At 44.0% G+C, this 22,707-nt stretch carries 26 protein-coding genes and 1 CRISPR repeat array; of the genes, 14 read left to right on the top strand and 12 right to left on the bottom strand.

The features are described from left to right. From H589_RS20935 to H589_RS0111485, 4 genes are all read left to right on the top strand, one after another. A partial coding sequence (locus H589_RS20935; RefSeq protein ID WP_027722147.1) for a hypothetical protein occupies nt 1-199 on the top strand: 199 nt, incomplete at its 5' end. An 18-nt stretch (nt 200-217) separates the two neighbouring features. Next, nucleotides 218-520 (top strand): CRISPR-associated endonuclease Cas2, encoded by a 303-nt coding sequence (cas2, locus tag H589_RS19740; protein WP_035075945.1) that lies wholly within the window; start codon nt 218-220, stop codon nt 518-520. Next, nucleotides 517-1,515: a CRISPR-associated endonuclease Cas1 gene (gene cas1 / locus H589_RS20470; RefSeq protein ID WP_027722146.1), complete on the top strand. Its 999-nt coding sequence runs from the start codon at nt 517-519 to the stop codon at nt 1,513-1,515. Before cas2 ends, cas1 begins: the two co-directional genes overlap by 4 nt. Continuing rightward, nucleotides 1,508-2,332 (top strand): reverse transcriptase domain-containing protein, encoded by an 825-nt coding sequence (locus tag H589_RS0111485; RefSeq protein ID WP_035075942.1) that lies wholly within the window; start codon nt 1,508-1,510, stop codon nt 2,330-2,332. Before cas1 ends, H589_RS0111485 begins: the two co-directional genes overlap by 8 nt. 610 nt (nt 2,333-2,942) lie before the next feature. On the opposite strand, the gene H589_RS0111480 is transcribed toward H589_RS0111485, so the two are convergent. Genes H589_RS0111480 through H589_RS0111440 form a run of 9 tightly spaced genes read right to left on the bottom strand, consistent with a single transcriptional unit; the run spans nt 2,943 to nt 13,200 of the window. Further along, complete coding sequence (locus H589_RS0111480) at nt 2,943-4,139, bottom strand: CRISPR-associated ring nuclease (RefSeq protein WP_027722144.1); 1,197 nt, start codon at nt 4,137-4,139, stop codon at nt 2,943-2,945. Next, complete coding sequence (cas6, locus tag H589_RS0111475) at nt 4,139-5,206, bottom strand: CRISPR system precrRNA processing endoribonuclease RAMP protein Cas6 (RefSeq protein ID WP_027722143.1); 1,068 nt, start codon at nt 5,204-5,206, stop codon at nt 4,139-4,141. The genes H589_RS0111480 and cas6 overlap by 1 nt, the downstream gene beginning before the upstream one ends. After that, nucleotides 5,190-7,472: a TIGR03986 family type III CRISPR-associated RAMP protein gene (locus H589_RS0111470; RefSeq protein WP_027722142.1), complete on the bottom strand. Its 2,283-nt coding sequence runs from the start codon at nt 7,470-7,472 to the stop codon at nt 5,190-5,192. Before H589_RS0111470 ends, cas6 begins: the two co-directional genes overlap by 17 nt. Further along, a complete protein-coding gene (locus tag H589_RS0111465; RefSeq protein WP_027722141.1) occupies nt 7,469-8,005 on the bottom strand; it encodes a hypothetical protein in 537 nt (178 codons plus the stop codon). Before H589_RS0111465 ends, H589_RS0111470 begins: the two co-directional genes overlap by 4 nt. Further along, the gene (locus H589_RS0111460; protein ID WP_027722140.1) at nt 7,995-9,500 is read right to left on the bottom strand and encodes an RAMP superfamily CRISPR-associated protein; all 1,506 of its coding nucleotides are present in this window, start codon (nt 9,498-9,500) and stop codon (nt 7,995-7,997) included. Before H589_RS0111460 ends, H589_RS0111465 begins: the two co-directional genes overlap by 11 nt. Further along, nucleotides 9,490-9,888 carry a hypothetical protein gene (locus H589_RS0111455; protein WP_027722139.1) on the bottom strand — a complete coding sequence of 133 codons (399 nt, stop codon included), beginning with the start codon at nt 9,886-9,888 and terminating at the stop codon, nt 9,490-9,492. The genes H589_RS0111460 and H589_RS0111455 overlap by 11 nt, the downstream gene beginning before the upstream one ends. Beyond that, nucleotides 9,881-10,966 (bottom strand): type III-B CRISPR module-associated Cmr3 family protein, encoded by a 1,086-nt coding sequence (locus H589_RS0111450; RefSeq protein WP_027722138.1) that lies wholly within the window; start codon nt 10,964-10,966, stop codon nt 9,881-9,883. The genes H589_RS0111455 and H589_RS0111450 overlap by 8 nt, the downstream gene beginning before the upstream one ends. Further along, nucleotides 10,959-11,672: an RAMP superfamily CRISPR-associated protein gene (locus tag H589_RS0111445; RefSeq protein WP_027722137.1), complete on the bottom strand. Its 714-nt coding sequence runs from the start codon at nt 11,670-11,672 to the stop codon at nt 10,959-10,961. Before H589_RS0111445 ends, H589_RS0111450 begins: the two co-directional genes overlap by 8 nt. Then, entirely contained in the window at nt 11,665-13,200 is a 1,536-nt protein-coding gene (locus tag H589_RS0111440) for a Cas10/Cmr2 second palm domain-containing protein (protein ID WP_156891721.1), read from the bottom strand. Before H589_RS0111440 ends, H589_RS0111445 begins: the two co-directional genes overlap by 8 nt. A gap of 440 nt (nt 13,201-13,640) precedes the next feature. Between H589_RS0111440 and H589_RS0111435 the strand changes: the two genes are divergently transcribed. The 10 genes from H589_RS0111435 (at nt 13,641) to H589_RS0111385 (ending at nt 19,738) form a co-directional block, all read left to right on the top strand. After that, a complete protein-coding gene (locus tag H589_RS0111435) occupies nt 13,641-13,976 on the top strand; it encodes a hypothetical protein (RefSeq protein WP_027722135.1) in 336 nt (111 codons plus the stop codon). A 101-nt stretch (nt 13,977-14,077) separates the two neighbouring features. Next, a complete protein-coding gene (locus H589_RS0111430) occupies nt 14,078-14,326 on the top strand; it encodes a CRISPR-associated protein Csx3 (protein ID WP_027722134.1) in 249 nt (82 codons plus the stop codon). A gap of 12 nt (nt 14,327-14,338) precedes the next feature. Beyond that, nucleotides 14,339-15,010 (top strand): hypothetical protein, encoded by a 672-nt coding sequence (locus H589_RS0111425; protein WP_027722133.1) that lies wholly within the window; start codon nt 14,339-14,341, stop codon nt 15,008-15,010. A gap of 67 nt (nt 15,011-15,077) precedes the next feature. Continuing rightward, nucleotides 15,078-15,458: direct repeats of the CRISPR family, unit length 36 nt; unit sequence GTTTCAATCTGCTGTCATTACGCAGAATCATTCAAC. A 363-nt stretch (nt 15,459-15,821) separates the two neighbouring features. Continuing rightward, a complete protein-coding gene (locus H589_RS0111415; RefSeq protein WP_027722132.1) occupies nt 15,822-16,418 on the top strand; it encodes a hypothetical protein in 597 nt (198 codons plus the stop codon). After that, entirely contained in the window at nt 16,415-17,461 is a 1,047-nt protein-coding gene (locus tag H589_RS0111410) for a hypothetical protein (protein ID WP_027722131.1), read from the top strand. Before H589_RS0111415 ends, H589_RS0111410 begins: the two co-directional genes overlap by 4 nt. Before the next feature lie 4 nt (nt 17,462-17,465). Beyond that, nucleotides 17,466-17,666, top strand: a complete 201-nt coding sequence (locus tag H589_RS0111405) for a hypothetical protein (RefSeq protein WP_027722130.1) — start codon at nt 17,466-17,468, stop codon at nt 17,664-17,666. Further along, nucleotides 17,666-17,980 carry a hypothetical protein gene (locus H589_RS0111400; RefSeq protein ID WP_027722129.1) on the top strand — a complete coding sequence of 105 codons (315 nt, stop codon included), beginning with the start codon at nt 17,666-17,668 and terminating at the stop codon, nt 17,978-17,980. The genes H589_RS0111405 and H589_RS0111400 overlap by 1 nt, the downstream gene beginning before the upstream one ends. Nucleotides 17,981-18,031: 51 nt before the next feature. Then, nucleotides 18,032-18,577 (top strand): MotA/TolQ/ExbB proton channel family protein, encoded by a 546-nt coding sequence (locus tag H589_RS0111395; RefSeq protein ID WP_027722128.1) that lies wholly within the window; start codon nt 18,032-18,034, stop codon nt 18,575-18,577. Next, nucleotides 18,564-18,935, top strand: a complete 372-nt coding sequence (locus H589_RS0111390) for a hypothetical protein (RefSeq protein ID WP_027722127.1) — start codon at nt 18,564-18,566, stop codon at nt 18,933-18,935. The genes H589_RS0111395 and H589_RS0111390 overlap by 14 nt, the downstream gene beginning before the upstream one ends. Beyond that, the gene (locus H589_RS0111385; RefSeq protein ID WP_027722126.1) at nt 18,935-19,738 is read left to right on the top strand and encodes a hypothetical protein; all 804 of its coding nucleotides are present in this window, start codon (nt 18,935-18,937) and stop codon (nt 19,736-19,738) included. The genes H589_RS0111390 and H589_RS0111385 overlap by 1 nt, the downstream gene beginning before the upstream one ends. 62 nt (nt 19,739-19,800) lie before the next feature. Here H589_RS0111385 and traI read toward each other — a convergent pair whose 3' ends face one another. The 3 genes from traI to H589_RS19730 are packed head-to-tail and all read right to left on the bottom strand — an operon-like array spanning nt 19,801 to nt 22,521. Beyond that, nucleotides 19,801-21,417, bottom strand: coding sequence for a TraI/MobA(P) family conjugative relaxase (gene traI / locus H589_RS21085; protein ID WP_027722125.1), 1,617 nt, complete (start codon nt 21,415-21,417; stop codon nt 19,801-19,803). Beyond that, nucleotides 21,414-21,731: a plasmid mobilization protein gene (locus H589_RS0111375; protein WP_027722124.1), complete on the bottom strand. Its 318-nt coding sequence runs from the start codon at nt 21,729-21,731 to the stop codon at nt 21,414-21,416. The genes traI and H589_RS0111375 overlap by 4 nt, the downstream gene beginning before the upstream one ends. Further along, nucleotides 21,706-22,521: a Rha family transcriptional regulator gene (locus H589_RS19730; protein WP_035075936.1), complete on the bottom strand. Its 816-nt coding sequence runs from the start codon at nt 22,519-22,521 to the stop codon at nt 21,706-21,708. The genes H589_RS0111375 and H589_RS19730 overlap by 26 nt, the downstream gene beginning before the upstream one ends. Nucleotides 22,522-22,707 lie beyond the last annotated feature (186 nt).

Genomic DNA, 22,707 nt, shown 5'->3' with positions numbered 1-22,707 from the left:
CCTGAGCCTGCGTCAGGCACAGGAACTATTCGGGCAACTGCAAAACACAATTGATGAAGACGACAGCCTGCTCATGGCCCGGCTGACTTCACTGGATGAGATTACAGCCATTCCGGAAAATTCAATACTCAAGGCTGCAGTCATGGCCAATGATTTAAGAAAATACCATCCTCGCATTCCAAAGAAATTAAAAGTTTAAGGCATGCAGGAGAATTCAATGTATAGAAAACGATGGTTTATTATCACTTACGATATCACCGACCCCAAAAGACTAAACAAAATTTTCAGATACCTAAAGCTATTCGCCCTGCATGAACAAAGGTCCGTATTTACGGCTAACCTCACTGAAAAACAAAAAAAGCATACCATACGCAGACTGAAAGCAATGATTGATGATGCTGAAGATACGGTCTGGATATGCCCGGCAAGATCGGCCAACGATATCTGGCTGAACACTTCTGATGGCGAAGCAACATTTCTTAAAAAAGTATCAAATTTCCTACTGAGGTATTTCTCATGAACGCAGTTACCCTCATTATCGATAAATCAGGAACAACCATCATCCGTGACGGCAAATCACTTGTTGTGAAACTCCCGGACGGTAACAGCTCGCGTATTCCTTTCAGTAGGATCGGGTCAATGGTTGTGTATTCAAAAGCAAACGTTGAAACAACTGTCTGGGGAGAACTGGCCACCAGAAACATCCCCTGCGTAATCCTGCCATCACGCGGCAATGGTAATGAATGCTGGGTAGGCGCAGGGCTAAACGCCAAAATTGATGTTCGCATGATGCAATTCAGGGCTAAGTACTCTTATACCAAGAGTCTTGAAGCCCAGAAATTCGTCCTTGGCAAAAAGCTTGCTGCCACCATCGCCCTTATCGATTGCCTTGAATATTCAGCAAAAAAGAAAGGCATCTCAGAAGATGCAATCAAGGTAAGAAATGAAATCGAAACTGCTACACTCAAACTCATCAATAACGAGCAAAAAATATCAACAATGGGAATTGAAGGTGGCGCAGATAAATCCCTTTACGCATTGTATGTAAAGCTGCTCCCACCAAAGTGGGGCTTCCAAAAAAGAATCCGCAGGCCACCTACCGACCCGTTCAATTCCCTGCTATCCCTGTGCAGCACGTTGGTTTATTCTGAAACACTCAACCAGATATTGCTCCACGGCCTTGATCCGTGCATAGGAATTATCCACGCAACACGCAGGAACAGATACAGCCTCGCCCTTGACATTATGGAACCGCTGCGTCCGGCAATAACCATGTATGCTTATATGCTGCTGATCGAGAAATTCACCCTGCGGGACTTCGCCATAAATCCTGATATCTGCCTCCTGCGCAAAAATGCCCGCTCCGAGTTTTACTTCCAGTGGCATGCAATCACTCAAGGGTGGGGAAAACTTCCGGGCTGCAATTCCACAAAAGATATGAGCCTGAAGCAATGCATAAGCGAAATTGTCACAGACTTAATTGCTTTCTTGGAAGGAGGTCCTGAAAATGACTGACCTGCTGCAACAAATCACCAGCCCCGAGACCATTAACAAGGCATGGAAACAGTTGAACGGAGACAAAGCCATGTGGTTGCCTGGAATCAGCCGCGCTGAAATGGAAAGGAACCTCCCTCTGCACCTCATAACACTTGCAGATGAAATCCGTACTGGTAAATATTGCCCCGGCACGATCAGACTTTTTCCCTTGAAAAATGCAAAAGGAAAGCAACGTACAATATCCGCTTTATTCCTGCGCGACAAACTAGCCCAGAAAGCGGTCCAATGCGTGCTGACACCACAAATGGAAAAGCATTTCCATCAGGATAGTTATGGTTACCGTCCTGGACGTTCCGTGGACATGGCTGTGAGAAAAACCCAAGAGTTCATAAAATGCGGAATGAATTGGGCATTGGATGCGGATATAACAAAATTCTTTGATTCAATTCCGCATCGTCAATTGAAAAAGACCGTGAAAAAATATGTAACGCACGGTCATGTCCAATCGCTGATTTTCGACTGGATCAAAACCGGAACACCGCGCACAGGCATCTTCCAGCAACGCCGTGGGATCCCGCAGGGCAGCATCATCTCGCCGCTGCTTTGCAACATCTTCCTGACTCCATTTGACAATAGCCTTTCGGCAAGGAACCTGCCATTCGTGCGCTTTGCAGACGATTTCGTCATCTTCACCATCTCTGAAAAAGAAACGATCAAAGCCCGCAAATACGTGGATAAATTGTTGCAAAAGATGGGTTTGGAACTTCACCCACAAAAGACACGCATAGTCCCGCCCGACAAGCAGTTTATCTTTCTTGGAAAAAAGATTCGCTAAACGAAAGCCGCCCTGAAATTTCAAGACGGCTTTTTCATTTCAATCCGCTGTCATTATGCGGAATCGTTCAACTAAAAAAAATTCCTGGAGAAATGAATTTTTCAAGTTTCAATCCGCTGTCATTATGCGGAATAGTTCAACGTATGCATATCTTTATAGGACTTATTGTTATGTTTCAATCCGCTGTCATTATGCGGAATAGTTCAACAAGAATAAAAACATAAAATAGAAAATAAGGGGAGTTTCAATCCGCTGTCATTATGCGGAATCGTTCAACGGGTACCGTATGCGGAATCGTTCAACGGGTACCGTTTTTTATACCCAGTTAAACTAATACCTTATATACCCCCATTTTTCACTCATTTCAAGTAACACAAATTAACTTACTGGTCACATGAAGCACACCACAAACTCGCATTTCGCGACCAATATCTTTTACTTTATTTTCAAGACCTTACTAAAAAAAGCATCACATATAATGAAAATCACAAGCTTCGAAAAACTGCAATCGGCAAAAAATTAACATTCCCAAATAAAATCTGATAAATACAAAAAGCCCTGAGCACGGGAAATGCTCAGGGGATAGTAACAGACAACACGAGAAGCAAAACTAATCAAATCTTATTGGCTCTGGGCTATATCCTGAAAGCAAATTCTTGAAGACGACACTTCTGCGATTTGGGATATAAAACCTGCTGGGCCTTTTTCCTTTTTTTGTGCTATCCGTAACTGGTACGGATTCCGTTCCAAAAACAGAAAATGCAGATGTCGCCAGCTCTTTCGCTGTATCAGAAACATATTTTGGAATGTCTCCCATATCATCTCTAAATGCATAATATGGGAATTTAGAATTATCACCCAAAATTTCATATGCTATATCTTCCATATTAGCCTTTTTGCTTAAACGAGCAGGGACAATGCCCTTTTCCTTGCTAAATAATAACAACAAAAAGAAAAATAATTTTGCCCCCTGCAATTCTAACTCATACTTATCAGCACGTAAAACACCACAAACTGAATCCTTACCAGCCTTCAACTCAATTACGGCTTCAAGACCATCAAACATAAACTGACTTTCAACAATCCGTGAAGCAACCTTCTTATATCCAGCGACCTTATCTACATCACTCAAAGCAAACACCGGAAGCTCACACAAATCAATCAGCTCGTCCTCTTCTTTCTTTGGCTGCCCGGTATTTTTATCCAAAGCCGGATAAAAAAGCTTCTTTCTTTCCATCAGTTCTTTCCCAGCAGGAATATGGAAAACCCTATGTCCCCCTTCGCCCAATATTTGGAATGTGGTGTACAGAAAAACACTCATGCTGGCCCGTCCGCCGATTACGGCATAAATGGTATTGTGCTTGGCCAGCTCCATAACCTCATGCATGATGAAAACTTCAGCAATACGGGAATCCTTGGCGTTCGTTATGTCCACAAGTGGTTTACCTCCGTCACTGATCACATGCACATTTTGCGGTGTAAAAACGACATCTTCACGCCCGTAATTCTCACAGAAAGACTTGAATTTACTGCCGGGATTTTCTCCTCTTTCTCGGCGTATCTTCTTCTCATTCTGTTTGCTCATAGTCCGCACATCATATCCAAGACCGCTATAAAGAGAATTCTGACCTTCTTTAGTCGTTATAACATGTACTTTCTCCGGGTACTCAAGATCATAATATTCCGATTCAGGGTCTGCGCATTCCCGGTGCAATGCATAAAGAGCTTCAGTTACAAGCTGAGGGTTCACCCCGCTTAATACCAGCAAAGCAACTCCATTCTTTTTTCCACCATCATTTACACCCATCATTCACCTCCATTTAGCAAACTGACAGAGAAACAGCCAAGTCCATGCGAAGTTTTGCCTCCGACATGAACGAGACTCCCGCCCAAAAGTATAGGCAGATAAAAACCAGGAACACCAAAATATCGTACGCTACCGGACATACCGGAAAGATCTATGCTTGCTTCCTGTCGCTGCGAATATCGGCGGGCCTGAACATAACGCAAATTCGGATCATCTTTTACGCCCTCGGCCACCTTCCAGAACTTCGGTGCAAAGCGGCCCATGCTTCCGGTATAGTAATGGCGTTTAATATCACGCAATCTTGTAACCGTCTTGCTGATCAATTTATGGAATGACATAGACTTTAAGCTGTTGCCCTTATCATCAATAATCTGAAAAGGCGTCTGAAAATGAGCCGCAACATCATATTTGCCTTCGAGATTAATGCCGGATAATTCTCCGGCAACAGAAGATTCCAGCGAACAGCAGCTCTCATAATCCAGCCCGGACGAATCCCCATGGGAAAACAAATTGTTCGGCCTGTATGAATAAAAAGGACGATAGGGTTCGAGGTTACGTTCCCCCCACCATTTTGAATCCACTTCCGGGAATACAATCTCATCGAGAACATGATTCATAGCCGGAACCAATATTTCCGCCAATTCAACAGCCCGCCCGAAAAGATTCAGGTTCAGCATATAAATCTGCTCGCCATCATGCGCCGGCCCACCTTCGGTAATACTAAACACAAAAGGAGGTGAAATATCGCGCACTTTACCTTTACACTTATATGTAGGCATAAAAAGACGGGGATAAGAGCACAGCTCAGCCTTGGCGCATCCGGAACAACTCCGGTTGCGGAAATCAGCATATTCAAATGATCTGCAAAAATGGCTTTTCAAAAACAATCCCAGCCGGGAACGAATCCGGCTGGTCATGAGAGAATGACTGCCATCCTCCTCACGCACTAGAAAAGGCCAACGGGCCGGTCCCGCAAATGGTATGCGGAACCGGCTTACTTTTGTACTCAGGAGCGGGAGGTATGATTCTATGTGGGTTGCAACATATTCCTCAAGAGTTTTGTTCATCATCTATCCTGAACTCTAAGGACTCGTTAATACCCAACAAGGTGTGCTCTCCTGTCCGATATTTTTTCTTTCTATTAACAAACCACTGATAGCCCACATAGCGCACATCCAGACCTTCAGTTCCCTGTGGATCGCCAATAGCTTCAAGATCGGCAATGGCCTGTGCGTTTCCAAGTTCTTCCTTGAAAACGGAAACATATTTCTTAATTGCTTCAGACAATGATAAACTGTTTACCCCACGCATTGGACGCTTCAACCATTCCCAATGGGCATGGTCTGCCATAATAGTTTCAATATCCTGATCAAGGTAGCAATCACCGTAAAGTTGGCTAAAACAATTTCGTAAGCTACCGGGAGCGTATCTTTTTTCACGGTCAATAAACATTAAGCCCTTACAGCTGATTTTGACCCTTCCATAGCCATAAGGTTTTCCCATACCAAGCTGATGACGGAATTTTTCATCCGGCCTGAGAGCGTAAAGCAGCATGCCGATTTCAGCATCCGAACAATTTTCAAAATCGATATATGTCTGAAAAACAGTACCCTTTTTGACCGGTGTCACTTCCTTATTATTTGGTACAGCATCAGCCTTTGGGATATCCTTTGTTCTTTCACTGTGACGGTAGAACTTACGTCCCATAGGTTTTCGCAATTCTTTCAAATTTTCCCCGGTAGTGTAGTAAAAACCGGGACAAGGAGGCTTCGGGGCCATGAGCAATGGCAAAAAAGTCGTTTTATCCAATGCTTCTTCACTGGCGGTTAACGCATGCTCAAACTTCAGCCGTCCGGCCAATGCACCCTTACCATCAGAGTTTCCATCTACAAAACCAAGCAAGGCTGAAGCAGGTGTAAGTTCCACTTTTTCAATATATTCACCACTCGACGAAGGGGGGAGAAATTTTGGATTTATTTTTCCAAACAATTTATTTGTACTCAGACATTCTTGACTTTCATCAATATTATAATAAGCCATACGCCAAATTGACGAAAAAGAGACCTCAGAAACCTCACCATATTCAACGTCAAAAGCGACAATATCTCCTTCCTTTAGCCGAACAGTGGGATATCCATTTATAAAATCGCTCTTTCTTCCTCTCGGAAGATAAGGGTGACGTAATCTCTCATTTTGCTCGTTGAAATTTTGCTGCATGAAATAATCGCACAATCCTTCGAAATGAGATTTAGCTTCTCCCAAAGGATAGTCTCTAAACTCTCTTCCATGTATTTCAAAGCTTAAGAAAAACCCATCTGCTGCTTTTGAAGGCATCAAACGTATTTCTTTTCCATTTTTACTATCCTTACCCAGAATACGAAAAACACCGTACTCATGGCCATCGGCAGGGAAATACTCCTGCACCTCCTCCAAAAAATCCTGACGCTCCCTATTGTGGTCAAATTGTTTATCAATTACTCGAAAAATTTCACCTGTAGCAGAATGATCATTAAGTTTCCAGTTATCGATCAATTTAGACCAGATTCTCTTTTTTTCCCCAACTCCAGACCTAAATTTCCTCACATAAAGTTCGCCATTTTTATCAACAAGAACACCATAGTAAGGAAGACCCTCACGATAATTCTTCCTTGAGCTATAATTCAAATCGCCGAGCACTCGCAGTGAAGAATTACTGGCAGCTTCCATCACGGAGGAAAGCATCCCTTTCAAACTGCTGGCAGGGATGGCAGGCTTGCCGTCAATCTCAAATTGGTAAACAAAAGAAGGTTTGCCATCGCGTTCCTGCTGACATGCGCCAATGATCATGGGTGACTCGACTTCAATCTCAAATAACACCCTGCCTGAACTTCCGCTAAATTTATCAACAAATATGTTATCTTTTTCATTTGCAGTGTAGGACTTGCAATCATGGTCCAGCCCTACAAAATGGTATGGATATATAAATGCATCCCCAGTCCTTCTTTGCACCTTACTTTTTTTGTGAGGTTCGGTCTTTCTATTACTCTCATTACTTTTTTTATGTGATCCGGCCTTTCTATTACTCCCAGCAAAACGGTCGTTGCTAAAAAAACCATTAAGACGACTGTACTGTGTATAATAATTTCCAACCTTGCTTACGCTGATAGGAAATAGCTGTTTCATCCGCTCCCGGTCCTGATCACTTTCAAAGTTGACATAACAGCGCAGACTCTCACGCTGAATAACAGTTCGAAACTTAATACCCTCACTTTCCACACTCTTTTTAAGAGAGCTAAGTAGGGTGTCGATGTCATCACCCGCCTCAAAATGGATCACCATGCTGATATATTTCATACTGCCGCCTCCACGCCTTTCGACTCATTTGAAATCAGCCCCGTAAACATCACATGCTGCACAAAACCATCATCATCCAACAATTCAACAGCCTCCAGACTGACCGTCTTCTTCGAATCACAACCTGGATAATCAAGCTTCCGTGGAATACGCAATGTCGTCCATCCGCCGGTCTCATGAGGCTCTCCTTCAAGGGGATATGCTGTCCTCCGGCATGCTAATGAGACCTCGCTCTGTTCAACTTCTGAAGAATCCAGAAAACCTGAAACAGAAAACGGTTTCTCTGAAAGCACGGTAAAACGCAACCCTTCTTCCAGATTCATGATCCACAGCTGACAGCCATTCCCGAATGCCCTGAACTGGGTACAATATGCACGGTCCACAATAGTTTGCGAATCAAACTTCTCTAATTCACATGAACTGAATGTTTCATTGAGCTGAACTTCCAACCCGGCGTCCAGTCCAAACTGCCCTACACTGAATTTATCCGGGCAGGAACCGCAGGCGCGATATATGGTCACGTTATGCAACATGGCGTTCTTCCTCTTCTTTCTCTTCTGATGCACCTTCGATCATTTCGACTAACTGCTCCAAAGCGGGATACTTCATCAGATCTGTGATTCGAAACCTGTAAAGCTCGTTTCCTGCCGAGACGACCATCCAACTATTTTCCATCTCAGGGAACACCCTGCCGTGTCCGTTTCGGGTGCCGGAACCAATGCTTAAGTCACCCATATAAAAATCAGCAAAGGTCATCAGCAATATGTAGAATTCCCATAAAGAGACATCCTGCACCTGAATGAAGGAATCTTTAAAAATTGCTCCATGGCAAACCTGCTCCCTGAACTTGGCACCATCAAGTGCGCCACCATGAAACCTGTCGATCGCCACATGGTCATGTACAGGACGCTCATCAGAACTCGAACTGCCTGCATATATTCCGCCCGCAAAGGAAACTCGCGACTTCCAATCTGTTTTCCCGAAAACTCTACAAGCAGCGCATTCCTGATTCTTGCTCCCGGAACAGGACAAGAGCATATGATCCGGCAGGAAGTCCGGCTTGTTATCCTTTGTCAAAGAAGGATCGCAACAATCTTTTCCGAGGGTGCGAAGAATACGCTCAGCACGGGACCGGAAGACACCACGTAAAGAAGTGCCCGGCAGATGTGGTTTATTATCCTGTAAAGTTACGGGTGCCAGATTATGTCCGCTGAGAGCAGCTTCCAGCGGATCATTAATAATGAAAGTTGAAGGAAAAATAATATTAAAATGCAGCGCGGCCCGGAACTTACCATTAACAACATGCATAAAGTCAGGGACTTCTTCTTTCACACCACCAAACGTAAGTTTTTTACCCTGTGGAAGTCTCTTTGGAGAGGCAAGATACTGAAGAACCTGTTCCTGTTTAGAAAAGTCGAACGCATATTTATCACACTCCACGCTGACACGTCCCATGCCGCTTGTTCCCTTGCGACCTATTGAAACCAGCCCGGCATTAAGCTCTTTGAGAATGTGTTCAAGTGCTAGCATTTCCTCATCTGAAGGGTTTTCCATCCTCAGAAGAAAAGCGAACCGGGCACCGGGAAGCACTGCTTCATAATTATATTTTTTGTGATTTGCTGCTGTTCCGGTCCTTCTTTCAATAGCGACACCGTTACGAACCCTGATTTCTACGTCTTCAAACGGATCGGTATAAACATGGATTCTGCTGGGCAATAAGTCCTTTTCTTCAGCCTCAGCCTTGGACGAACTTCCGAAGACCCGGCACACGCTGCATGAACAGACTTTTGATTTATCCACATGCTCAGTAGCCGCATAACCGCCGACACGACACTTGCCCCCGAAATACCGGACCAGTTCGTGGCGCAAAACACCGCGCAGCGAACTTCCCCGATAATATATTTTGCCGTCCACTGTTTTTGAAAGTTCGCTCTCAATATTGGAATCGTCACTCCCTGAAGTGCAAAATTCACTGACCAGCGTACATACACCTTTGTAGTAGACTATTTCCTTAAGCTCATTCTGCATCAGCTTCCTCCCCTGCAACTCCGGCGAGCTCCGCCATTTCCTCTTTTAAGGTTTTCATAAAAATGGAGAATGCGACCTGCTCTTTCATCTCTTGTGGAATATCTTCTTTAAACAACTCTACGAATTTATTTTCAAATTCAGTATGCGGAACATTCTTGCCTTCATCCCAAATCTTCTTCAATTCTGTAGAGAAGCCATGCAGTCTAATCGGATTTCCTCGTCCGTCTGATTTGCCTGCGGAATCTTCCACTCTCTTAGCGAGATGAGCTTCGACTTCTTTAAAATTTATACAGACTCCAAGCTCAGCAATGTATGCGTATCCGACCCGTCTATCCTGTTCGTTTTGAAATATCTTTGCCAGTTCTTCCCTTATTTCCTCGCTATACATCTGCTCCCCCATCAGTTGTCGGGTAGGCTATTTCCACCCTGCCGAAACCAACATTGCGCATTTCCCCGATACCTTCGTCGTAAATCCTAAAAACATCATCAGAAATGCTTTCAATTTCATCTGGGTCTTCGGTCTTGATTTCAAAAGAAAAAACCGAACCAGAATCAAAAGATTTCATCGGCGCGCAAGGCAGGCCATGCACACCCGACCAGCCATTAATCTCGCATGATGCGGTAAAAGTCTTTTCCAGATTCATTTCAACCAAATCCGAGACCGAATCAGAAAAAAAGAAACTTTTATCCGGGAAACAAGGATTGAACCACTTATCTAGAAAGATCGCTGGAGTCTGGAGCATAACCACAATCCTCCTTTGTACCTTCAGATGTGTATTTGTCGCTGCAAAAGCAATTAATTCATCAAAATTACACTTAAGCGGACTGCCTGCTTTTTTTCTTCGCCCGAAAGAAAGATTGAAACTGTTGTCGGGAGCTGTGCTTATTTTTCCCACAAACTCATTGAGTTGCGCTTTTTCCCCATACAACCAACCGATCATATGTTGATTTTTTTTAATTATATCAGTGGAGAAAACGCCATCTTTCAGGGTTCTCTTGGCCCTGTTCGCAATATTATTATTGATGCGCACTTCCTGCTTTAAACTGAAAGGAACTATATTTCCATCGTCCATGCGCAGCAGAAAGGGGCTGCTAACCCGGCTCAACTCAGCTTTGCAGACACTACAACAATTGGAAGCCTGGCTGCTATCATCGCAGAGATCATATATGCCGTGCTTCAACCCTCCGTACTTGCATGTGTATGCGGAAAGAGGGGTACGGTAAGGATACCTGTTAACACGCTCCTCCAGCGGAAACAGACCTGAAAACCAGATATCCCCCCGGCAGAACTTGTTAAGAAACTCATCGTTTCCAAGCTCCCCACGAGGCCAGATTGAAGCAAAGGCCCCACGCATACTCCTTCCGCTTAAATACTGGGTAGCTGTAGAATGGTTCTGTCTGGTAGTTCCGCCGGGGGCAAAGTCGCCAGTAATCTCAGCTTTGATGGGTAAAAAATATTTATCCATTGTTACCTCCGGCTATTTTGGTAAACGGATACGGATTGTTGCCCGTATCAAAAAGAGTTCCACTGACATGGCAACGACCCAACCCCGAAGACTTATCTGAACCGATGGATTTCAAATTCATAAAAGACATAGCCAGAAATCGAGCTTCTCTTTCATTCAAGGGAAATTCAAACTTCAATCCACCACTGAAGCTTACCCCTGCACTCTCTTCGTGGCTGCGCAGACTTTTATCCAAAGCCGCACCTGTTTCATGGCTCACTTGTGTTGTGGAGTAATCAGAGTATAATATTAGTCCTTTTTCAGAAGAGCAGTTACCTTTCTCCAGCACAGTTTCCGCCACGAGCTGCAAATCTTCCCAAGCATGCCCACGTTCATCCCAATGGGAACCGCATAAACGGCAGACCAAACATGTTTCATCGTCAGTCTTATCAAGCATCGCGCAAAGATCCTGCCCCATTTTTTCATCGGGATACTGTGCACCGCAAACCTTGTTCCGTTCTTCACTAAAAAGAGAAAAGCGCAATAATTCCAGTAAAGAATCCCGAAACATACCGATCAGCGTTGATTTCGGAATAATAGGCAAATTATTATCATCTTTGAGAACCTGCTGATCCTTGTAAGATACATCGGACCAACCGCTGGTTACGGCGAACTGCGAATCAAAATCGACCCTGAGTTCACACCGTTCATATTTTCGACTATTCATTGCCTTCCTCCACATAAACATAAGGACTTAATTGCGTCATATCGCCCGGCCAAAACCTGGTAACTGCTTCTGAGTCATAACCGTCACTCAGAACACGGTCAGCTTTTTCCTTTTTCAGAACTCGATTCGGGCTAAGGTCAGCCGCAACTGTTTTATGCAGCTCCCATTCACGCTCCATAAAACCAGCAAGCGCGCTTTTTATCTTTTCAGGGGTATTGTTCTCAGAAAAAATCTTACGCAGCCTATTGATCTTGGAGTTGCCTATGGAACTTTTCCTGATTGCATCAACTGCGAACTTCAATTTTTTGAATTCAACATATGAATAAGGTCGGGCAGTAGGTATTGACAGCTCATCCTTCTCGCCAGTAATACTGCGCTCCGGCAGTTCTTCCAGCGGCCCGAAGACAGATCCCACTGAAAAATCCACAGTGGAAACTTCGGAAGGAAGGATCGTCCCGCTTTCACGATCCCGCCACGCTTTAAATTTGGCACTTTTGAGGAGTTGGTTAACTGTCCGAAAAAGGTGGGTTACCGGAATTTTGGCAGGAGAATATACAACACCCACGGAAACACCGTTCGCAAACGGAGTCCCTTCTTTGGTTAGTTCAGTCATATATTTTTCAGTAAACTCCATGGCCTCGTCAGCGGGAACCACGGCCATGAGGTCATCCCCGCCCTTAAACAGCAAAATGCCCTTATTATCATCAGGGTCGACCGCATTAAAAGCAGCATCAACGGCTTTATCGTTATATTGTTCAACCTTATCGGAAAGCTCTTTGTAGGATTCATATGTTTCATGGTTGGAAAAAAGACGTCCCATAGAGTTGCCGTCCGCATAAATAAGGGCAATATGCTTTTTCCGGGTCCGGCAGCTATCACCAATATCAGTAAATGAGCTTTCATTCTCCAGTTGATGGGAATATTCAGGATAGGGAATACGCAATACTTCCGCCGAACTTTGAACATTAATATCCTTACTAAAAATTATCCGCAGTCCATCAATGTCCAAAACCAGATCTTCCTCGCAGCGGGCTTTCATTTTTGCAGCACACCGGGAGCACTGCAACTCTATAGAATTATCACTATACGTCCTTTTCTCTGGTACACCCCATGCATCACAGACAACGCATTTTTTCATGTGCTGTAGTGAAGGTTCCGCAGAGAAAGCTACCGATCCTGTTTTCATGGCAAAAAAACTATTTTGAAGCTCCTCAATGCAGCTTACACCGGAAACAGCTGAGATACGAAAATACTCAGCACCGAAAAACTGACTGCCGCACCTGTTCATCAGTTGAGCAAAGCGGTCCGCGCTGGTTTCCGAAGCGAATCCGACTATAAATTCACCGGCTGTGGAAAGATAAATTTCATGTTTCGGATCTATATGCCAAGAAGCACCTTCTACAAGCTCCTTGCTGAACAACCCTACAATGCGACTTGCTCCGACCATGTAGCGCAATTTAGGGGCAGCATTGATAAATTCCCCGATACGCAAAACCTTACCCAATACCAAATAATTATATTGAAACACATTACCTCCCCTAAAAAGAATCATGAATGACATCCCCACATAGCCTGTAACCGAAGATGAGTAGATAATTCATCAACATTCCAAGCAGCTCTTGCCCAACCGACAGATAAAACCAGGTCAGCCCTCTGCTGGTCAGAAGAACGACCTTTCCAGCTACGGCCTAGACACGGACCATGTTGCAATAGGCAGCAATTCGCCCAAGCTTGGCAGTTCCGTTATCTATGTATAAAAGTTCTACTTTTATAAGTATTACAAACCTCCTTGCCACAATGCTTATTAAATTGTCCATAGTAGTTAGCAAAAAGATACGTGAACATTTACATGGTAGTTCATAAAAATGAATCCGTGTAAAATTACATGAAATGATTTGCCGAGCACAAAGGGATACTCCTGTAGATAGGAACTACTCAACCCAAGAACCTATTAACCGGAGGTAAATTATGAGCGAAGAAAAAATATATGAAATTATCATGGGGAAAGATAACAAAAGACAACTGGAAAGGCTTGAAGCCATCGGGATTACTGCCGCGCCATTGATGATTGTTTCAGCTGAAGACACTGAACACATGGAATTGGATATTCTATTATATGATGCTGGAATTGAATTTTGCACCTGCGCTGTAGATGCAGTCTTTGTTTCGCCTAGAATCCCCTGCTACAAGTCGTCTCGCACCAGCAGAGAGCTTTACTTCAAAAAATCAAACGCCCGGCTTGTATACGAACACCGAGCAATATGGAATCATTGGCAGAGAAGTTATCGAGACACTCAACTGTAGGCAAAATACCTACATGAAGCTATGACCTTCAACATACTGAATAAGACAAGTAATTTGTGCATAAATTTGTAACATATGAATCTATCTTCAAAAGGGAAAAAATGACTGATAAGATTACTATTGATCTTGGAACTATGTTTGAGGAGACGGCAAAAATTGCTGAAATAAATAATTATTGTGAAATAGCAAGAAAACTGGCTGGCAATGGCAATAATATAATTCTTACAGGTCGAGCACCAGTCTGGATGTATCTTACTATTGCACATCATTTACATGGATTTGTGCGTTCATTGGCTTATGACTCTCCTGTAACTGGAATTGTACCAATTTTTAACCATGATCCTAGATAGAAGGAGAACAACATGAACTCTTACGCTTCATTTAAGGACATAATAACAAACACAATCAAGACTCATTATAGAACATTTATTGGGTGGCCATCCATCATGAGAGACTTGATCACATTTGGCTGCTGCATTGCAACTTTTTACACATTGGTTTTTATCGTCTGGGTAGGAATATACAATGAAAAATTCTTTACTGTTGCATCAAATATAAGTGCAATGACAGGCCTACTCTCTACTGCAATGCTTTTATTTGCTGGATACGAATTTATATATGGACGCCGGGCCAGAATGAGACGAAGTCTGCAAATGGCAAAAACAAATAATGGTAAACATAAGGCAGCCCTGATTATTGATCTCCTCCCCCAAAGTAATCTATCCAACTCTTTTGAAACGAATAGAGAACAAATGGCACTTGATGATCTAGATGACGTAATGATTTTTCACTACAACTGGGATAAAGGTCGTCATATAGCGCAAAAAGATGTTCCCAACATTTTATCTGATTTAGAAATCAAATATCAGGAACTGGAAAACCAATCCCCAGATGTTCTCTATCTCTTCTATGGCGGACCAGTGACAATCAACGCACATATAGGCTCACTCTTGGCCAACCGGATGTTGACCCATGTGTATCATTTTGCCGGTGGTAACTATGAGTATTGGTATTCCTTAAACATGCAAAAATAATTATGATTTGATCAGCTAAAAAAATAGGTACAAAAAAATCCGCCTGAATTTTCAGGCGGATTTTTTTGTTTCAATCTGCTGTCATTACGCAGAATCATTCAACTGGAAAAATGGGGGATATTGCCGCATATAATGTGTTTCAATCTGCTGTCATTACGCAGAATCATTCAACTGAAGATTATCTTGAAGGGCTTAAAAATGAAGGGTTTCAATCTGCTGTCATTACGCAGAATCATTCAACCAGAAGGAGAACACCCTAGGGCCTTCCGGGGAGCGTTTCAATCTGCTGTCATTACGCAGAATCATTCAACAGGTTCATCGTGAAAAAGCGTATTTTTCTTTTGTTTCAATCTGCTGTCATTACGCAGAATCATTCAACATGATCCTGGAACTGCAACTCGACTGTTTAAATGTTTCAATCTGCTGTCATTACGCAGAATCATTCAACGGGTACCATTTTTTATCCCCCATTAAACTAGTAACTTATATACCCCCATTTTTCACTCATTTCAAGTAGCACCAATTAACTTACCGTTCACACAAAACGCACAACAAAGCCAAGAATCACACTCCATTATTTTTATTGATTTTTCAGCGTGTTATGCAAAAACTGTCGAATAGAATTAAAATAATACCCCCCGCAAAACTGCAATCAGCAAAAAATTAACTTTCCCCAATCATTCCAAAATCAAATCCCGGCCAACGCCGAAAGAATCCTTTTTCCCGCAATCAGCCTGTAATTTTACACCGCTGTTTTCCTTGTTCAGACTCTGAAATAATTTCCTCAAAACCATATATTAAGGAGGCACCTATGTTCAACATTATAAAAACCTTTGTTCTTCTGGCGATAACTGTAACGGCCCTTTTCGTGATGTTCCATCTGAACTCAAACATCCCGGATCTTAAAAATATTCTTCAAGTCGATAAGCACAACAGCACGGTCCGGTTCTGGGCAATAGATGCTGCGGATAAACCGCGCGAACCTGAAGAATACCACGAAAAGCAGTACGAAATTTCTTTTAAAAGCAATCCCCACTTCAAAGACAGGAACGTCTATTTCAAAGGATTCAGCATCGGCAGAATAATGGAGACCGCTTTAAGCGGATCGGGGGAAATCATCTGTCGCGTTGGGATCAACCCAACCTTTGCGAAACTGCTCAAAGAAGGCTGCTACGCACAGGCTAGAAAAGGCAAGCTTTCAATAATCTCATCAGAAGAAGGCGACCCCATTTCCGCCACAACCATGCCGGGCTATTTGTCGCTGAACGAATACCACCGCCAGCAACTTGAAAAAGCAGCGGATAAATTAGCCGGTAATTTTACGGCAATAGCAGAACAAGCTGAAGGATGGTTCAACAAAATTAAGGCGGACTTTGAAAACGCAACTGCAAAGGAGGCCATTCGATGAGGAACAGGCAAAACGGACAAGAGAACTTTGAAGCATCACCCACAACCGGAGGACATCCAATGCAATTCAAAATCTTAATTATTACCAGTTATCTGCTGATATTTACAGCTCCAGCCCTTTCAGCTGTTTCCGAAGCAGAAGTCAGAACCTTCAAGGCTGCCCCGATCAAAACTGAAGACGCAGCAAAACAAGTTAAAGATTCCATTTCCGACATGATGCAAGAGATGAATAGTGTAACCGGGACTACTTCCAACAGTCTTGGAAAAATATACGATGATCTGGAGCAAGCCATAAACAACTATAAAAGCAGTGCGGATTCTCCCAAAATCAAAAAATCATATGCGGACTCCCTAGCTGCAACCTGTGAAGCCTTGGATTCGGTTGTAACCCTTCCAGAGAGACTTTCCCCAAAATTTAATAACATGGGCGGAGGACTCGATAGCCGTATAGCAGGACTTGCCGACTACGCAAACACACTCAACAAAAAGATCAATGCTGCTGCCACCCAACTTAAGGCAAGAGAAACAAGATTAGTACAGATAAAACAGGCTCTTTCAGATGTAAAAACCGAAGAACTAACTTTCAAGCAGAAAAGGGCTCTTCGAACAGTCATCAGAACTTACAAGGCACAGAAAAGACTTCTTACAAAAATGAAAAAAGACCTCGGGGCCACTGTAGCCATGAAGGCCCGTCTGACTAAATTACGCAGGCAGACCGGGCAGATGGAGCAAGCCATCCAGATTGCCGCAGAAGAAGTGCAGGACATTCAGCTCTCCCTAGCCCAACAGGCGGAAAACCAGGCCGAAATGCTCAGCCACGATATATTCGCCAGAAAGCTGCGCGCTTTGAATAAGCTGCCCGCCCAAATGCAACAACTTGGCGGAATATTCCAGAAAAGTAACAACATCCAAGAAGGGCTTTTCAGCACAGAAGAGCTCATCGCACCCGACAGCACTTCAGATCTTCCTGAAATCAACATGGACCAGTTTTTTAACACACAGGATGACATAAACTTCCTGCGCAATTTCAACTCTAAGGATTAATATCATGCGAATATTCATCACACTTTTCATTATCAGCATAATGCTTGGCTCGGTTGTGTTCGCACCTGAATTAAAGACTGAACTGGCAAAGCTAACAAAGGCATATCCTGAAACGTCTGAAATAAGGCTGGCCCGAACTCATCTGGAAACAATCAAACAACTGAAAGAAATGATAAACGAACTTTCAAAGCATGGAGAACAGTAATGAATAAACACCTCTTAACAACCATCGCAATCATCATTGCACTACAGACACCGACCTCAGCAAACAACAGCACTAGCAGCCAACCAGAAGAAAACATGCTTATTGAGCGTCAAGCTGTAGCAATACTCATTCAGACAAAAATTAACTTTGGCCGCCACACTGACGTCAACGGAACTACATTCGATGACAACGCGAAACTGCTCCTTAAAAGCATTGAGAACAAGCTACAGCCGACACCTGAATCTCCTAAGAATATTCCTGGAGAAAACGACATTAACGACACCATAAAAACCTGCCCCATCGATTGCAATTAAACCTAAATCGGGGAAACTCCATATCCGTTTCCCCTTTTACGGAGAAAACAGATGGAAATGACACTGCTCAATTCAGCTGTGTACATAATGTTGGGCCTGCTGACAGTGAACGCTTTTGCACACCTGTTGGAATTTCTTCACCTCAAACACCAGACTAAAACACGCACCGGGCAGCGCAATCCGTTTACCCGCCTCTATGAACGGCTGGAAACAAAACGTCGGCACGGTGTCAGCATTAACCTTCGATCAGAAGCCAATGACGTTATTACCGAAACCGTAGCCGATTTATCTGATAAATGCATATCAGGATACAGCCTAGCTCCTCTCATCGGGCTTATAGGCACAATGCTTGCTCTTTCCACTGGACTTTACGATTACTCTGAGGATCTAAATAAGAGCCAATTGATCCATTCGGCTGCGATAGGCTTTGGAACTAGCCTTGTGGGAGCAGTTATAGCCAGCTTCGAGCTTTTGGTCTATCGCTCAATCACGGCATTTAAGAACAGCATGCAAATAAAAATGCATGCCCATATCCCTGCACTCAAGAGCTCTCTCAACACCGTAAACAAAACGGAGAAAGACCATGCGGATACCTGATATTGCAGGATCACTTTTCGCGGATCTGACTATGAATATGCTGGCCATAATGTTTCTGCTTATGGGACCAAATGTATCACCCGAGATTAAAGTCATTAGCAACGGCAAAGTAAACGGCAGCAAAACGATTACGCAAGTGCTAATTTCCGGAAAGGACTCATATGTGCTGAACAGGGATATGAAGAACAAGTTAACTCTGGAGCAACTAAAACAACATCTGGCAAGGCTGACAAGCAACAATACCCTGCTACTTTATTACGACACTGATCTTCCTGCGGAGTCGCTTGGTAACACCCTGACCGAACTTGCTAAACTAAATATTCCTATCGCACTGGGAACCATCGAGGGAGGGAAGTAATGCGCGATTATACCTATAAACTCATCTCGCTTGGAATCATTACCCTGACATCCGCTGTAGTATTCATGCTGAATGATGTTGGACCGGAACTTAAAAAAATATTCAAAACTTCCGCAATAACTGCCCTGGCTCCGGCTCCGCAAAATAATGAACAGCCCCAGCCCATACTGGTCAGTGAGGCACCCCCTTACAGCGCGGAAGCAAAAAGCAACGGAGCAGCTGAAAAAACTACTAACAACGGCATTGGTGAAACAGCTTCAACAGAAGTTAAGGAAGAGCAGAATGACTCCCACTACGAAAAACTCGGCAAAACACAGAAAGAACCCCATGTACCGCAGCTCAGTGCCAGCTTCGGCTGGGCAGAGCTGGTCCATCTGCTCCAAAACCAAAACGGTCTGCTGGTAACCGCTATTGACGGCAATAAGTACGCAATATCAATCACCGGCAACCAGCTCCGACTGAACATTCTCAATTCTGCTGATGTTGCCAAACTGTCCATCTATTCCACAGAGCCCACGAGAGAGATCATTGAAAATCTGCAAAATGCCAACAGCGATATCGTCAGCCACAACGGAGAATTCAATGAGATCAAAATCTACCTAACCAAGCAGTTCTTCAAAAATTATGTTCTAACTCAGCAGACCAAGGCGTTGCGTCAAGCCGGATATAACGGAAAAATAACTGGTAGTAATACTCCACTTAGGACAAATGGATACTTTGCTATCAATAATAAAAAGCTAAAATATGTTATCACAGATGTTTACTATGGCAGCACACATATATTGACAAATACCCGCAAATAAATTCAATTTTTAAATTAATATCTGGTTGTAGTGTTGACTTAATCCACACACTACAACCAGTTTTACCCCCGCAGCACCCTCCTTGCGCGTCTACCAATTTCATTCCCCGAAACCTTAACACTGCGCCCAAACATCATCCGCGCAAATCTCTGCGCAACCTGCGCCGCTCCAGGGTCATTAACACTGAAGAAAATCTTATCGCCATTGTCTTTGACCATGGAACCATTCTTCAACGTGTAAAGGACGTTACCGGAGGAATCCACGCGCCAGATCATTTGATCCAGATTACGCTTTCGGGGATCTTCAGTGCGCTTGGCTTCCTCGGCCTGCAACTGGAGCATCTTGGAAATGGATAACAGCCTGCGCTTATCCTTCCACGCCAAACTCGAATCAGTTCTGAACTGACTCTGCTTAAGCTTCAGTTCAGAAACTTTTGATGCCGGGAAATCAAAAGCTGGAGAAGGATTACTTTGAATCGGCTCCTTCTTCGACCGCAGAACCTTCAGGGCTATTTCATCACCATTCTCAGCCTTCCATTTAAGAAAATCATTCCACCGGCTGAACGGCGTTTGTGTGCGCAATTCTGCTCGTTTTTCAGACATTTCACGCTTGAGTGATTCGATAGCCTCGATCTTTCTTCCGGAAGCCAAAGCAATCAACTGGCTACGATCCTTTGGCCGAAGCTTGCGGTCATTCCGTAATCTCTTAATTTTACCGTCCCAATATGAATTGGTCTGACTCCTACGGCCATCCTGCTCTGTACGCAGCTCCTCATATGCTTTTTTCCTGCCAGAAATAGCAGCGCGATACTCGGCATACAATTCTCCCCGATGCTTATGCAGCGGTCGGGAAACGTACCTTTCCTTTTCTTGCACCTCAAAGGCCATGGGCTTCCGGTACATGCCAAGCTTGGCCTCAAGCTTGGACTTTGTAAAATCCCGGTCAAGCCTGCTGGCTTTGATCCCCATCTGAGAATGACGGTCCTTAATGCTGCATCCATTACCACGCAGCCGGACTTCTATTCCGATCTGCGCCAGTGATTTATGGAACTCCTGCCAATTCTGGGCCTTATCCAAGGCCTTCAAAATAAAATCCTTGCGTTCCTTCACATACGAATCAAAAGACTGCTGGCCGGAATGAGCCTCATAAGTAGCTGCACGATCATTGCTGCGCTTCGGCTCTTGATCCTTCTTTCTGCCGTTATCGAACTTCAGAGCGAACTTCTGCTCCAGCTCCCGGTGCAGCCGGTCGCGCTTGTAAAAATCACGATAAGGCTCGTAACGGGTTAGCTTCTCCGGATGTATCATATTATATGCGATGTGCATATGAATGTTGTTGGTATTCTTGTGGACACCGCAATGCCTCTGATGCTCTTCAAAGCCCAAGGCTTTGGAAAATTCCTGCTCGATCTCTTTGAAGTCCTTCTCCGTAAGGACAGATTCATCTTCCGGCCTGAAGGAAACTATTAAATGATAAGTCTTTTCCTTGCGGGTACGCTGATTCAGATCCTGAGTATCAAGAACCTCCTGAATCGCCAGCTCGTAATCCTCACCAGCCCAGCAGCCGGCGCACCACGACATCAAGGTCTTTTCACCCTTGTGCTTGGCATCGGCAATGTAATCGGCCAACCGCCGATAATTATCATTCTGAGGTTTGCAAGAAATCCTGCGACTAATCATATGGTTCTGACCTTATGAACTATTTCTTTCTGAAGCCGGCGAAGATCTTCCAGCAAAGCTTCAACATCCGTGTGATGCTCGTTATCATCAAGAATTAACATCTTAAGCAAGCCACCCAGCCGGCCCTGATCCGCATTCATCTTCAGAAGCTCCCGACGGGCCTGCTGGTCAGTGCGACTTTTAATTTCATGTCCCAAACATACGGCCTTCGCAAAAGCAGACAGCGACAAACTGCACTGCTGTGCAGTCGCGCTGATCTGCTCGTACTCTTCTTTGGATACGTAGGTTTTAATGACTTGCTTCTTTGAGGGCATTCATCTTACCAGATTCATGATTTATGCCTTCCCAGACAAAACTGACAGCATGGGGAACATATGACTTCGGAAGATCTTCCAGAGAGTCAATGCACATGTCTCCACATAAATTAGCAAGCAGCTCATCACGAGTGGACTGGCCGCAATAAGCCCAGTAATCAAGCAGCCCATTGACCGGAGATAATTCTTCTTTCGAGCATATATCCTTACCGCGCATCTTGGGCGGAACAATGCGCATGCACATCCTGAGATAAGTCCATGCCCCACTCATGGCCAACGCATCCATTTCATAAATATCCGAGACTCTGATTGCCCCTTCGATCTGTCGTTTGCCCTGCTCCCAACTGATCCCTTCCAAAAAGCACCAATAACGCGCTACACCCTCAAATGACTTTACGGCTTCCGGCGTTGATTTCTTATACTGAATCTTCCCTTCAACCGGCGGGATCGTCAGCTTGGCCTCCATGGCATTGAATGCTTCAAGAAACTTGATTTTCCACTCCATGGCCTTCTTCCCGGTAAACCCCATGGCGAGAAGGGAAAAACCGTCACGGGTCATGTTGAATGAGGGACGCTTTTCCCCTTTAGCGTCGGTATATTTAACGCCCTGAAAATTGAGGGCGTTAAAATCATCTGGAATCTCCAGGTCATTTATTGATTGCAGGACATTGTCATGACGTTTTTCAAACAGTTCAGCCACCACCAAGGATGAAACCATCGGCTGGTTGTTTTCCATTACCAATTCGACAACACGCTTTACTTCACTAGTTTTACTACTCTTTTTGTTCATTTCATATACTCCATATTGTTTGCAGTTAATGTCAGTCCAAAATTCAGGACGTCTGAATTTCATCGACAACATACGTTGAGCCGAAGGCGAATAAGTCAACATCAGCCCCATGGCTGTGCAGGACGTAAGGGAGACCACCTGAAAAGGTGGGCCTACTTTACCTGTCCTGCCTTCGGACTCCGAGAG

It is taken from the genome of Maridesulfovibrio zosterae DSM 11974 (assembly GCF_000425265.1).
GTDB classification, from domain to species: Bacteria; Desulfobacterota; Desulfovibrionia; order Desulfovibrionales; family Desulfovibrionaceae; genus Maridesulfovibrio; species Maridesulfovibrio zosterae.
This window is presented reverse-complemented; position numbering and strand designations above follow the sequence as displayed.

What these genes read in the sequence shown, in the direction of transcription:
- H589_RS0111480 (WP_027722144.1), bottom strand. Translation starts at nt 4,139, where the DNA reads ATGGGTGTAAATGATGGTGGAAAAAAGAATGGAGTTGCTTTGCTGGTA.
- H589_RS0111485 (WP_035075942.1), top strand. Translation starts at nt 1,508, where the DNA reads ATGACTGACCTGCTGCAACAAATCACCAGCCCCGAGACCATTAACAAG.
- traI (WP_027722125.1), bottom strand. Translation starts at nt 21,417, where the DNA reads ATGATTAGTCGCAGGATTTCTTGCAAACCTCAGAATGATAATTATCGG.
- H589_RS0111410 (WP_027722131.1), top strand. Translation starts at nt 16,415, where the DNA reads ATGAGGAACAGGCAAAACGGACAAGAGAACTTTGAAGCATCACCCACA.
- H589_RS0111395 (WP_027722128.1), top strand. Translation starts at nt 18,032, where the DNA reads ATGGAAATGACACTGCTCAATTCAGCTGTGTACATAATGTTGGGCCTG.
- H589_RS0111385 (WP_027722126.1), top strand. Translation starts at nt 18,935, where the DNA reads ATGCGCGATTATACCTATAAACTCATCTCGCTTGGAATCATTACCCTG.
- H589_RS0111415 (WP_027722132.1), top strand. Translation starts at nt 15,822, where the DNA reads ATGTTCAACATTATAAAAACCTTTGTTCTTCTGGCGATAACTGTAACG.
- cas6 (WP_027722143.1), bottom strand. Translation starts at nt 5,206, where the DNA reads ATGAACAAAACTCTTGAGGAATATGTTGCAACCCACATAGAATCATAC.
- cas1 (WP_027722146.1), top strand. Translation starts at nt 517, where the DNA reads ATGAACGCAGTTACCCTCATTATCGATAAATCAGGAACAACCATCATC.
- H589_RS0111400 (WP_027722129.1), top strand. Translation starts at nt 17,666, where the DNA reads ATGAATAAACACCTCTTAACAACCATCGCAATCATCATTGCACTACAG.
- H589_RS0111430 (WP_027722134.1), top strand. Translation starts at nt 14,078, where the DNA reads ATGACTGATAAGATTACTATTGATCTTGGAACTATGTTTGAGGAGACG.
- H589_RS0111465 (WP_027722141.1), bottom strand. Translation starts at nt 8,005, where the DNA reads ATGTTGCATAACGTGACCATATATCGCGCCTGCGGTTCCTGCCCGGAT.
- H589_RS0111375 (WP_027722124.1), bottom strand. Translation starts at nt 21,731, where the DNA reads ATGCCCTCAAAGAAGCAAGTCATTAAAACCTACGTATCCAAAGAAGAG.
- cas2 (WP_035075945.1), top strand. Translation starts at nt 218, where the DNA reads ATGTATAGAAAACGATGGTTTATTATCACTTACGATATCACCGACCCC.
- H589_RS0111425 (WP_027722133.1), top strand. Translation starts at nt 14,339, where the DNA reads ATGAACTCTTACGCTTCATTTAAGGACATAATAACAAACACAATCAAG.
- H589_RS0111455 (WP_027722139.1), bottom strand. Translation starts at nt 9,888, where the DNA reads ATGTATAGCGAGGAAATAAGGGAAGAACTGGCAAAGATATTTCAAAAC.
- H589_RS0111450 (WP_027722138.1), bottom strand. Translation starts at nt 10,966, where the DNA reads ATGGATAAATATTTTTTACCCATCAAAGCTGAGATTACTGGCGACTTT.
- H589_RS0111470 (WP_027722142.1), bottom strand. Translation starts at nt 7,472, where the DNA reads ATGAAATATATCAGCATGGTGATCCATTTTGAGGCGGGTGATGACATC.
- H589_RS0111390 (WP_027722127.1), top strand. Translation starts at nt 18,564, where the DNA reads ATGCGGATACCTGATATTGCAGGATCACTTTTCGCGGATCTGACTATG.
- H589_RS0111435 (WP_027722135.1), top strand. Translation starts at nt 13,641, where the DNA reads ATGAGCGAAGAAAAAATATATGAAATTATCATGGGGAAAGATAACAAA.
- H589_RS0111405 (WP_027722130.1), top strand. Translation starts at nt 17,466, where the DNA reads ATGCGAATATTCATCACACTTTTCATTATCAGCATAATGCTTGGCTCG.
- H589_RS19730 (WP_035075936.1), bottom strand. Translation starts at nt 22,521, where the DNA reads ATGAACAAAAAGAGTAGTAAAACTAGTGAAGTAAAGCGTGTTGTCGAA.
- H589_RS0111445 (WP_027722137.1), bottom strand. Translation starts at nt 11,672, where the DNA reads ATGAATAGTCGAAAATATGAACGGTGTGAACTCAGGGTCGATTTTGAT.
- H589_RS0111460 (WP_027722140.1), bottom strand. Translation starts at nt 9,500, where the DNA reads ATGCAGAATGAGCTTAAGGAAATAGTCTACTACAAAGGTGTATGTACG.